At 55.8% G+C, this 12,129-nt stretch carries 6 protein-coding genes; all 6 read right to left on the bottom strand.

What is annotated here, in order from left to right:
- Window positions 1-70: 70 nt before the first annotated feature.
- Window positions 71-1,399: a hypothetical protein gene (locus EG028_RS25345; protein ID WP_120519154.1), complete on the bottom strand. Its 1,329-nt coding sequence runs from the start codon at window positions 1,397-1,399 to the stop codon at window positions 71-73.
- A gap of 28 nt (window positions 1,400-1,427) precedes the next feature.
- Window positions 1,428-3,473: a hypothetical protein gene (locus EG028_RS25340; RefSeq protein ID WP_120519153.1), complete on the bottom strand. Its 2,046-nt coding sequence runs from the start codon at window positions 3,471-3,473 to the stop codon at window positions 1,428-1,430.
- 120 nt (window positions 3,474-3,593) lie between these two features.
- Window positions 3,594-4,463, bottom strand: a complete 870-nt coding sequence (locus EG028_RS25335) for an aldose 1-epimerase family protein (protein ID WP_120519152.1) — start codon at window positions 4,461-4,463, stop codon at window positions 3,594-3,596.
- Window positions 4,464-4,472: 9 nt separating this feature from the next.
- A complete protein-coding gene (locus tag EG028_RS25330) occupies window positions 4,473-5,651 on the bottom strand; it encodes a DUF5009 domain-containing protein (protein ID WP_120519151.1) in 1,179 nt (392 codons plus the stop codon).
- 165 nt (window positions 5,652-5,816) lie between these two features.
- A complete protein-coding gene (locus EG028_RS25325; protein ID WP_120519150.1) occupies window positions 5,817-8,009 on the bottom strand; it encodes a chondroitinase-B domain-containing protein in 2,193 nt (730 codons plus the stop codon).
- Window positions 8,010-8,072: 63 nt separating this feature from the next.
- Entirely contained in the window at window positions 8,073-12,065 is a 3,993-nt protein-coding gene (locus EG028_RS25320; protein WP_120519149.1) for a CBM96 family carbohydrate-binding protein, read from the bottom strand.
- Between the last annotated feature and the right edge of the window lie 64 nt (window positions 12,066-12,129).

The following is a 12,129-nucleotide window of genomic DNA, read 5'->3' as shown; positions in this document are numbered from 1 at the left end:
AGAAGAGGTCACCATAAGGCAACCTCTTTTTATACGCGCTCTCTGGCGCTTACACCTATCAGGGAAAGTATTAGTTTTTCGTCAGGTACACGGCGTAAATGACGTTGCTCGAACTGGTGGGGTTAAAGCCGTTGCTTTGCTCCGCCGTAGCCACAATGCCCCCGTACATCCACCCGATCATCGTTTGCCCCGACGGTAATTTTGCAAAGTCTATCACATCTGCCGTGCCGCCGTACATGGCAATGCCCGGCGCGGGGATAAACGCCGCGTTCGCACCGATGTAACCCGGCAGGGGATTGCCTTTCTGCGGGTATTCCACGGTGCTCTTCGTGGTTTTTACCAGCGTACTCACATAGTTGAACCAGGGCATGAAGTTCGAGGCGTTACTGGGGACAGGGTCCCCGTTTTTATTAAAATAATAATCCGTAATGCCGCCGATCATGGACACATACATCTGCTGCCCGCTGGTGTTGTACAGCGGCACCACCGCGCAGTCGTACATGCAGTACATCTGCGAATAGGCCGTGTCGATGGTGGTGGTAGTGGTATGCCCGTAGTTCTGGATATAGATCGGGTTCCTGAAGGGGCCGCCCTGGCTGTTGAACACCCCGCCGAACACTCCCATGCCCACCGAGCGGTTCATGGGATTGATGTAAGTGGAAGCCACAAAATCACGCCGGTGAAATTGTGAAAGCCCCAGGTATGTCTGCTTCGTGGTGAAGGTCTGGTAATTGCTGATGGACAGCTGCCCGCCGTTGTTCGTGACCAGGAACCTGGCTATCTGCTGCGTGTATTTCCCGGTGACGCCGCCCTGGTATTTCCCATTGTAATTCTGCCCGAACACCAGGTAAAACACGCCCGCGTTTTTGGTAAGATAACCTCCTGTCACCGCCATCCTCGGATCTGAGAGGGTGGAGATATTCGCCGCTACATTACCGCCGGACTGTATCGCGCTGATGATGCCCGGCACATTGATAGCCGTGAGATTGGGGAAGGTCTGGTAACAACCGGGATTATCGCCGTCGCAGCCGTTGCCATAGCCGCCGATGCAATAGAGCGTATTCCCGTCCTGGCAATACGCCATGTTCGTACTGCGCAGCTGGTAAAGGAACTGCTGGGGGATGGGTGCGGTCCAGGATTTATTGTTCACCGGGTCTATCACATACAGCGTCTGGTTGTCAAACGCGGTAGGGAACGTGGAACTGGAATCCGCCGTGCCGTGAAAGCCGTTCGTGCGGCCGCCCACCAGCAGCCAGAGGCCATTGCCGGTGGCGATACAAAAAGATTGTAAAGCCGGTGCGGGTTGGTTTTCATACTGTTTGAGCGTAAGCGTATAAGGAGACTGACCCTGCGCGCTGAATGCGGCGCAAAGCAGGATACTGAAAAGTATATTTTTCATGCAATGGATTTTTAAGGATGAAAGAACGTTATGCATTAATGATCTTCAGGCACCAGGCATTCAGCAGCGTCCTCCGTGAATCGGAAAGGTCGCGGGTGCGGGGCATGGCAATGGACTGGCCCCATACTTCCAGGCTGATGCGCTGCATGAGCATACGCGCCATTACCGGGTCGTTCCAGGCCTTGGGATCGTTCAGCTTCACCACTTTGCTCATGGCCGGGTACATCAGGTAATAGTTGCGCAACACTTCTTCGTAGATCACTTCAAAGGTCAGCTTATCGTTGCCTACAGGTATCGCCGCGTTCGGGTCTTTATAAAACTCCGAGTAATCTTTGTAATTGGGCAGTATGCGGATATTGATATAACAGCCCGTCAGCGGGTCGAAATTGGAATAGAGGTCCGGCGGCGGGGGATCATTCTGCGGGGTGCAGGTGATGAGGAAGTTGCCGCATTTGCCTGCCGGGAACGTGATGGGCGCGCCGGCCTGGTAGTCTGTCTGGAGGATGGTAAACCGCTGCTGGCCATCGTTCTGGTTGGGCGTGGTTTCCCAGTAATAGAGCGTGAAGCGCATCGGGTCATCCGGCGGCAGGGGCAGGCCTTTTCTGTACACGGTAAAAGAAATAGGCGTGGTATCGATGCCGTCGTAGCGGAAGCGGCCGGTGGTGGGATTGAGGTTGCCAACTACCTGTTCCGCATACACGCCGGACTGTTCGGAGAAAATGAAGAGGTCTTTTTCCTGGAGGATGTATTGATTGATTGTATCGCTGTAACATTTCACGGAAACCACGCCGGTTGCCACCATGTCGCCGGTAGTGGCTGTCAGCGGAAGGTCGAATATCCAGCCGTTGGCATCGTTCTTCGCCATGTTCATATAATCGATATCCCCGAGAGACGTACGGATGCCATTGGCCACTACACTCACGCTCATGGTGCCGAAGGGATATTTGGGATTATCGTCCGTGGCCAGGGGATTGTACGCCGGGGCGCCGGCATAATAATCGGGCCATACGGCGGAGCAGTCGATAGACAGGACTTGCTGTTTCGCATCAATCGCCATCATGGCGGGCGGTACACGCATGGGCAGGCCGGGGCCTGAATTGCCTTTGAAGTCTTTGGGGGTGGGGAATGCTATTGGCTCCAGGTAACGGCCGATGGGCTGAGAAGTGGCATCACCCTCGAACCATGGAGCAATAGTGCCTTGTAAGGTCAGGTAATCCGGATTGATGCCTTGTGTGGAATAGAGTTGTATCATCGCGTTAAACCATCCCTGGCCCTGGTATTGCGGCGCGAAATAATTGATCTCCTGTAGCGGTCGGTATAACGTATACCGGCAAACGATTCCCGCCAGCGGTCTGCCCAAAGGCGATTTCTGCGGAAGGCCCGCCAGTATCGGCTGGCCTTGCAGTTCTGATAATGGAACTATCTGCTGAAAAGTGGCCGCGGCACCATTTGGCCCGGTGAGGTTTGCATTGCGCGCGAAGTTGATCCAGCGCGTCATGCCTTTGCTGGGTTTGCCGGAAAACAATACTTCGCTGCTTGTCATCAGCGACATCGTGTCTGCAAACATTTGCGTGTTGGTAGGGTCTTCGGAGTTGACGTCTATCACCATCCCCGTGTTCCGGCCGTTCGGCCCCAGCCTGTTCAGGAAAGAAAGCTGGCTGCTTTGCAGCTGCGTCAGCAGGCTGGCGGGTATCTGGCTGTTCGGGTCGTTGATGCCTGTTACGTTCACATTCATCATCGTGGCCCCCATATCGCCGTAATAATTCCATTCCGAAGGTATTACCTGGCCGTTGGAGGGCGCGCCTTCAAAACGGGGAGGCACTTTTTTCAGTTTTACATCCTGCGGCGGTTCATAAACATCCACAGTCTGCTGTACCCATTTCACCCATTCGTCGTCATCCATATTGTACATGATGGGTTGTACATTCTGGGAGTCGCAGAGGCGCATGGGCTGGCCGGCAAATTTAGAGCCGGTGGGGAACTGGTAGCCGGAATAATCGTCATTGTTTGCGGTGCCTACGTTAATGGCAATGAGGCCCTTTACGTTAATGCGGGGGTAATCAAAGATAGACATTGCAGGGGTGTATTAGATTAACAAAATAGATTTGACCGCTGCAAATAAGTCATTATGGCAATGCAAAGCTGTTAACGTGTGGTGTAACACGTACGCACAAATGAGTTTGAAATTGTTAATTTAAAAGAAGATGGCGGACCACTCTCTTTTGAAGATCTCTTCCGGCGCCAGGAGGTGGATGCCTTCCTTCTCCTCCAGTTCGCCGCTGGTATTTACCGGGTCCGCAATACCGCACCATGGCTCTATGCACACGAAGTCCGCATCCTTTGCGCTCCATATGCCCATGTAGGGGAACCCCGGGAAACTTACTTCCAGTCCATGCGGCGTCTGGGAACTGCGGATAGAGATGACGTCGGACGCGAGGTGTTTGAACACAAGCGCGTCTTTGTAAAAGAGGGACTTTTGCAGCATTAGTTCGGTCACGTCTTCCAGGTAAGGCACAGGCGCGGTTTGTATCAGCCCCGCATCGGATAGAGGCCAGACGCCGGCGGTTTCAGGTTTATTAAAATGAAGGGAATAATCGTCGAAGGCGGTCTGCTCCACGAGCGGCACTTTGAACGCCGGATGCGCGCCGATGGAAAAATACATCGGCTCGTCCCCGGTGTTCTGTACGGTATATTTTACACTCAGCGTAGCGTTCTGAATAGCGTAACGCACGGTGAGGTTAAAATGAAAAGGGTATTTAGCCAGCGTACTGTCGTCGTCGGACAGGCTGAAGGTGATGCTCGTGGGCGTGTGTTCGCTGACGTTAAACGCCATTTCGCGGGCGAAACCATGACGGCCCAGCTGGTAACTTTTCCCTTTATAACGGTAGGTATTGTCCTTCAGCCCGCCCACGATGGGGAACAGGATAGGGCTTTTTTTGCCCCAGAAGGCCGGGTCTCCGCTCCAGAGGTATTCCAGCTGGTTGTCTTTTCTTACGATGCTTTGCAGTTCCGCCCCCTGGGCACTTACCTGCACACGGATATATTCATTGGCAATTTCCATCATTCCGCAAAGTTACAGTTTCAGGCGGATACCTGCTTTAGTAAGTAACCCCGCGATCTGGATCATGAGTATGGAAAAAAGAAGGGACTTGATAATACCTGTCCAGCCCGCCAGTGCTTCCATGTCAAACACGCCGGCCATGGACAGGATCGCATACGCGAAATAGGGGATCAGGTAACAGAGCAGCGTATCCGTACCCGCCGGTTTGATGATCTTAAACCAATGAGCTTTCTGCTGAAGATCTCCCAGCCAGTAAGTGATCACAAACAGCCCGATGGTAAGCGCGCTGCATATCATTACCCAGCTGGGTGTGGCGCGGATCTTGGATATTTCCCATATCGGCCTGGTGAGCAGCCCGGCGGTAGCCAGTACCACGGCAATGCCCAGCAGCAGGGGGATAACGGATTTCCATTTCCCCGCGGCCGTATAACTTCTGAAGATCATAGACACCAGGGTGCCGCCCAATACCAGCGATGGCATGGCGCCATTGTCCAGCGGGCCCAGCAGGGTGCTGAGGAACGTATCGCGGGGCAGGATGTGCGCATGGGTGGCCATGCTCAGCCCGCAGAATACGATCCAGCCCGCCAGCACCACGGAAAATTTACCCTTGCCCAATACATAGATCACCGCGCTCGCAAAATATGCCCAGCCTATCAGGCCCAGGATGCCCCACCAGTAAGTGGAGAAACGCTGCGCATCGTCACCGCCGCGGCAGATCCAGGCCATCAGCAGCAGTACCGCGATGCCCAGGCCTTTCATAATGTTCTGGGCCGTTTTGGACCATTTGGCAGGATATTGATTCCATATGAGGATGAAACAGATGCAGCAGATAATGTTCCATACGCCCCGGTTCATACCGGTGGCCGCTTCGTTCAGGTTTTCGCCGTTCACGAGGAACAGGCCCATGACCAGCAGGCCGATGGAACGTTCTATTACATGGCGCAGCAGCTGAAGGGTATTGTCGCCCTTTTTGATGCGGTTGCTGATGGCGTAGGGAAGGCTCATGCCCACAATGAAAAGAAAAGCGGGAAAAACCGCGTCCGCCAGGCCCATGCCGTCTTCCTGCGCGGCCGTATGCTCCAGCCAGGCGGGTATGTCTTTCAGGCTCCAGAGGTCATTCACAAATATCATCAGTAACATGGTAAGCGCCCGTGTAATGTCGATGGAAGCAATGCGTTGCGTTGGCGTCATATATAGTCAGGGATTTTGGTGTATCAATATATAAATTATTTCCGCTTGTTGTATATAAAAAGGACCGGCAGAACAAGTGTTCACCGGCCCTTTATCCGACAGTGTGCTCATCCTGTATTTTTCATAAACATCAGCCGGGAAACTGTACAACCGGCTTTCAGTTATTTATTTGCTGAGCATCAGCCTGTACTGTTTTTCAATATTACCGGCCCTCAGCCTGATGATATATACACCGTTGGCTTTGCCGCCGGTGTTCCATTGTACGTTGTGTTTGCCCGCGGGCTGCTGCCCGTTCACCAGTATTTCCGGCTGCCCGTTCATGTTATATACTGCCAGCGATACCTGTGCCGCGGCGGGCAGGCTGTAGCGGATGGTAGCGGAAGGGCTTACTACCGGGTTCGGATATACGGAAACGTCCAGTGTTTCTTTTCCGGAAGTGGTTTCTTCCGGTGCTTTGGCCGCCAGCATCAGCGAGCCGGTGGGCACGCCAAATACGCGGAACTCCGGAATGCTCGTCCATGGACCGGTATAGCCGGATGCGCCGGTCACATTGATGCGTACATACCTTGCATTGATAGCGGTGAAACTATTGGTGATGGGCGCCGCGATAGTGCCCGGTGTGGTATTGGTGTTCCTGTTCACGATCTGTGTGTAGCTGCCGCCGGAGGTGGTTTTGGAGGAAACGGTGAACTGGTAAGCTCTGTCGTCCATACAGATCACTTCCGTTTTGCTGATGCTGTACTCCGCGCCCAGGTCCACTTCCAGCCATTGCGGGTAGCCGGTGGCGGACCAGCGGGTGGCGGTATTGCCATCTACGGCGCTGCTGGCGGGGTTTTCAGGCTGTGGCTCGCTGCTGGCCGTTACGGTTTTGTTCAGCGCTACGTTCTCAGGGCCGGCGGGCTCTTCCGGATCGGCTGGGCCGCCCAGCCAGGAGGGGCCAACGTCCGCGGGGAGCAACGGGCGGTTCACGGCATTTCCGGTCACGCGTTCGTCGCAGCCAACGTCTTTTGAGCTGGTGCGTGTGTGGCCGTCTATATCTTTTGATACATTCACGTCCACGCCAAGGCCGGAGATATCCAGTAATCCGCCCCATCCGCCAACGCCTGCGTCAATGGCGGGGCTGGTGGCGCCGATACGCCAGCTGCCCGCTGCTTCCAGCTCAGGATCGTCCATGGTGATGCCGCCGGGATTGGTGATACCCAGTGTGCCGAACGCAATGTTCCCCTGCCAGGTTTCGCTGCCGGTGAGGTTATTGGCGATCAGGCTCTGGTTCGCATCCACGAAAATATTGTTCGCCACTTTTACGCCGGTGGGAGAGAGCGGCCTGCTGCCGTTGTTCACGTCCAGCGCCCTGCCGCTGGTGTATTCGGACACCGTGTTGTAAGCGATCACACAGCCCACGACCTGCGGGTTAAAACGTACTTCACCCGCCGGATAGGTTTCCCCTTTCTGGAGGATGATCACCGCGTCGCCCGTGCTGTTCGCCGCGTCCAGGCCGTGGAAAAAATTGTTCACGATATAGTTCCCGGAGCCGATCACCCGCACGCCACCGGTGTTCGCCTTGCCTTCGCCGAGGAACCAGTTGCCGTAAAGGATATTCCTGTCGCCATGGCGGAAACAGAACTGCCCTACGGAGCGGCGGAAGGTGTTGAACTGGTAAAGGTTCTCACAGCTTTTGTTTGAGATGATCTCATTTTCCCCGTCGCATTCCTGGAAAAGGTTGTACTGGAAAATGGTGCGGGAGATGTTGTCCATCTGGCCGGAGTAGCCTACACGCACGGTTTCGCCGCCATTGGCGCCCAGCGGTTCCCTTTTGGCGAAGTGGTTGTACTCCACGATGTGGTAGTCCGCCGTCTTGTCCTTCACTTCGATCTGCATGGTGGGGTCCACGGTGTTTTTGCCTTCAAAATGGCAATGGTCCACCTTTCCCCTCAGCCCGTCCAGCACGATCCATTTGGAGCCGGAGTTGAAGTTGATGATCGCGCATTGGGTGATGCGGTTGTTCCCGCCCCGGATGGTCACCACGTTTCCGCTGACGGTGCCGTTGGTCCATTTAAATCCTTTCACGACGAGGTAAGTGCCGGTAACGTTCATGGTGGAGTTGCCGGTAAACGTGACGCCGCCGGGCGTCTGCGCTTTCATGGTGATGGGATTGGAAGAGCTGCCGGAGCCGCTGAAAGTAATGGCAGCATTGTTCCAGGTGCCGTTTTGAAGAATGATGTTGTCGCCCGCAACGGAGGCGCTGACAGCCGAGTTCAGCTGTGTCATGTTCGTGACTAACCGGTCTGTTGCAGATGCGGATGATAAAAGCGATAACTGGATCAGCAATGCGCCGCCCAGTTTGTAAAACTGTTTCATAACATGTGGTTTTTATAAAGAAAAAAGCAGGGCCAAACGTTGGCCCTGCTTTATACATACTGCTTATTCCTTCATCAGTTTTTTGGTGATCACTTTTCCGTTGATATTCAATTTCAGGATATAGATGCCGGAGGGCAGGTGGCCTGCCTGGAAAGACGTTCTGTGTCTTCCGGCGGGTTGCCTTGCTTCTTTCAGCACGCCGGCCTGTTTGCCGCTCATGTCCACGAGTGAGAGCTGCACGCGGGATTCCTGCTTCAGCGTATAAGCCACATTGATCGTTTCACGGAAGGGGTTGGGATAACTTTCCACTTCCGCGGCTTTGCTGTCCATATCCACTTCGTTGTTGCCTTTCACAGCCTGGCGCAGCAGGCTGGTGCTGTGCGTTACCACCAGTTGCGGCGCGTTGCTGCCGGTTTCTTTGGAGTTGAAGCTGAGGATGGGCGTGCTGATCGTGACGGGGAGCATTGCGAAGGAAACAGTGTTCCTGCCCGCGGCCCTTTCAGCGTTCACGTAGCTGGTCACATCCCAGGTATACCATCTTGGCACGGAGTCCGTCACCACGGTGGTTGCCAGTGCGCTGCCGCCCGCTGCCGGTTTGTTGTTCCAGGTGATGGTGCTTTCCGTCCAGCTGGTAGTGGCCACGGAGTTGGCGGTGATGCTCACGTTGTTGGTCCTGTTGTCCGTCAGGCTGCCGAAGATCCTGATCTTCACATTCGTTACGGTTCCGCTGATGCCGGAAGTATTGAAGGTAAGATAGGCCTGTCGGTCGTTTCCTGCTGCGGGGTTGGAGTTGAGTTTCAACACCAGTGCCGCCGCATCTGTGGTGCCGTGTGTGATGGTGGCGGATGTGCCGTTGCGCACATATGCATCGTGAATGGGCGCCAGCGCGGTTTCTGTGGAACCGCCGCCGCCCGTGTTGATCTTCACTTCGGTGTAGCTGTTCCAGAGGTTCACGGAGTTGCCGTGGCCGAGGATGCGCACGTATTTGGCGGCTGTGGTGGTGATGCTGAATGTTTCCAGCGCCAGCGATGTGCCGCTGCTGGTGCGGTTGGCGGACACGGTGGTCCAGCTGCTGCCGTTGTTGCTCACCTGTATGTCGAAGGTGGAAGAACGGACGTTGCCGCTGAAGAATGCGATCTGCACGCCGGTTACGTTCAGGGTGTCGCCGAGGCAGAAGGCGATCCACTGCCCGTCTCCCTGGGCGCTCCAGCGCGTGTTCAGGTCATTGTCCAGTACATTGGCGGCCACGTTGCCGTCGTCCGCGCTGGCGGTCACGGGGTCGCAGCCCGCCGGCGTAGTGACGGAAATGTTCACGGCGGCGGAAGTACCGGTAGCCAGGTCATCGTCCGTCGCTTTGGCGGTAAGGCTGTAAGTGCCTGCGGCCACGTTGTTCCAGGTGAAGCTGTACGGTGCGTCCAGGTCTTCCCCGATCTTGCTGCCGCCGTTGAAAAATTCAACTTTGGTCACGCTGCCGTCCGCATCGGAAGCGGTGGCATTGATGGTGATGCTGGCCGGTGCGGTAAAGCTGGCGCCACCGGCGGGTGAAGTGATGGAAGCCACCGGTGCGGCATTGCCGCCTGCGTCTGTAATGATGGAAAGCAGCGGCGGGTTGGATCCGAACTCGCTGGCGTTCCAGAATATGCGCGGGTCGTGGGCTACCTGGCTTTTCAGCGCAAAGGACACTTTGTTCCTGCCTGCCGCTTTTTCAGCCTGCACATAAGCGGTCACGTCAAAGTCGTAATACGCAAATTCGGTATTGCCTACAGTTACGGTAGCGAGCGGAGCGGAGCCCGTTGCGGGTTTATTGTTCCAGGTGATGGCATTTTCCGTCCAGGTGGTGCTGGCTACTGAATAAGCGCCTACGGCCACTGAAGGAACGGCCGTGCCATCCACTTTCCCGTACACTTTCAGCACCACGGATGCCAGGGGGCTGGTGATGGAACTGAGATCGAACTGGAGATAACTTTCCCTGGCGTTGTTCAGCTGCCCGGCCGGGGATACTTTGGTGATAAGCAGGGTAGAGTCTGTTGTACCATGCGTGATGGCCGCATTTGTACCGTCCCGTACGTACGCGTCGTGCGTTACGCCGATGGAGATGGGCGCGGACGCTACTTTGAAGTGCGCGGTATAAGTGGTGTTGTTATCACCTACGGTAATGGTTTGTTGTCTTGCGCCGCCGTGCTCCCAGAAATCAAAAATGTAAGTAGTGCCGCCGAGCGTTTGCGGGCTGGGCGCGGCCATCGGCCTTACCATGCCTGAAAGCGCGTCCTGCGTGAAGGGCGTGGTGAAGGGGATGTCGTTCAGCGTAAGCTGTAATCCCGCCGGCACGCTGGCCAGCGTAAGATCCGATGTAACGGGGAAGATCTCGATAAAGGTCGTGTCTTTTCCGCCCTGCGAATCGGTTACCTCCAGATAGAGCCTGTACCAGATATCCGTTTCAGTATGGCCTTCGGGCGAGATGGGGAAGCTGCCGGAAGTGACGCCGTCGTTGATCTCAGGGCCAGGGTGCGTATGGTTCGCATGGTGGAAGTCCACCCACCAGGTGAATGCGCCGGCGGGCAATGAACCATCTTCTGCATCACTGGCGGAGCCGCTGAAGCTGATGTTGTCCCCTGCGCGGAACTGGCTGCCGTTGGCGGGTGTAAGGATGTTCGCAACAGGTTTAGTATTGGGCGCGGTCACGGTGAGCGTGGCGTTGCTGCTGGTTACGCTGCCCGCGCTGTTCGTTACCACTACGTTGTAGCTGCCCGCGTGCGAGGACTGTACGTTGTTGATGGTGTAAGTGGCGGAGGTGGCGCCGGAAATATTCGTGGTGCCTTTTCTCCATTGGTAAGTGGGCGCGGGTGTGCCGGAAGCGCTGACGCTGAAGCTGGCGTTGCTGCCCTGGGACACGGAGAGGCTCTGCGGTTGCGCGGTGATGATGGGTGCCGCGCTGCCGCTGTAGACGATCTTATACAGGGAGTTGTTGCCCCTGCGGATAAAATACAGGTTGCCGTCTATGCCTTGTTTTACGGTGGTAAGCCCGTCGCTCAGGCCTGTGGCAAACCCGTTGCGGGTAGAAGGGGAGGATGGGTTGATATAGTCCATCCATGCGCCGCAGTAATCCACGAAAAAGTATTTGCCGTGATAGGTGGCCGGGTAGTTGCTGATGGCCCCGTGCAGGAAAGCGCCGCCGTTGATGGCGCAGCCCTGGCCGGTGGCGGGCGGGTCGTTCCGGTTGGTCTGGTATACGTAAATGGGATTGGTAAGGCCGGTGCATCCGCTGGTACACATGCCTTCTTTGGAGGGCCAGCCAAAGTTACGGCCGCCCACGCTCGCGTCGTTGATCTCTTCCCAGGTGGCCTCGCCCACATCGTTTACGTAGATCTTACCGGTGCCGGGGTCCACGTTGAGGGTAAAGGGATTACGCAGGCCGTAAGCCCAAACGCGGCTCTGCTGGGCGCCTCCGGAGAACGGGTTGCCGGTGGGCACACTGCCGTCCGTGTTGATGCGGAGCACTTTGCCGTGGTAACTGTTCAGGTTGGAGGAATTGGTGCCCACTTTGTTGTCTCCCGTGGCTACGAGCAGTTTGCCGGTATTGTCGAATGCCAGGCCCCCGCCGTTGTGATAGATAGCGCTGAGGGTCGGCATATCGAGAATGGCCTGTTCGGACTGGGCGAGGTCGCCCACCATGGTGAAGCGGCTCACGCGGTTGTGCGGGCCGGAGGAGGAAGTGTAATAGAGATAAATATGACTGTTGGTGGAGAAGCTTGGGTCCACCGCGATGCCTATCAGCCCGCGTTCACCGCTGGTGTTTACAGACAGGGATACGGCCGGTGTGCCAAGTAATGCGTTGTTTTTGAATACTCTCAGCTGGCCGTTCTGCTGGCAGATGAGTATCCTGCCGTCCGGGAGCTGGGCAAAGGAGGTAGGCCCGGTGAGCCCTCCTGTCACCAGTACCCGCTGGAAATTGGCGGGCAGGGTTTGTGCATACGATTGCATTGCGGGTAACAGTAGGCACAGTAACAGGAAAAACATGACCTGCCTGAGCCGGATGGGTACATCAGTTTTGTACATAAGGGACTGGGTTTATGTGTGTTAACAAAAAGCCTGGTGAATTTTGATAAAGCGAAGAGGGGGC

Origin of the sequence: Chitinophaga barathri (assembly GCF_003807585.1) — a bacterium.
In the GTDB taxonomy this organism is placed as follows: domain Bacteria; phylum Bacteroidota; class Bacteroidia; order Chitinophagales; family Chitinophagaceae; genus Chitinophaga; species Chitinophaga barathri.
This window is presented reverse-complemented; position numbering and strand designations above follow the sequence as displayed.

Excerpts from the sequence above, each read along its gene's own strand:
- EG028_RS25345 (WP_120519154.1), bottom strand. The coding sequence starts at position 1,399 with ATGAAAAATATACTTTTCAGTATCCTGCTTTGCGCCGCATTCAGCGCG.
- EG028_RS25340 (WP_120519153.1), bottom strand. The coding sequence starts at position 3,473 with ATGTCTATCTTTGATTACCCCCGCATTAACGTAAAGGGCCTCATTGCC.
- EG028_RS25335 (WP_120519152.1), bottom strand. The coding sequence starts at position 4,463 with ATGATGGAAATTGCCAATGAATATATCCGTGTGCAGGTAAGTGCCCAG.
- EG028_RS25330 (WP_120519151.1), bottom strand. The coding sequence starts at position 5,651 with ATGACGCCAACGCAACGCATTGCTTCCATCGACATTACACGGGCGCTT.
- EG028_RS25325 (WP_120519150.1), bottom strand. The coding sequence starts at position 8,009 with ATGAAACAGTTTTACAAACTGGGCGGCGCATTGCTGATCCAGTTATCG.
- EG028_RS25320 (WP_120519149.1), bottom strand. The coding sequence starts at position 12,065 with ATGTACAAAACTGATGTACCCATCCGGCTCAGGCAGGTCATGTTTTTC.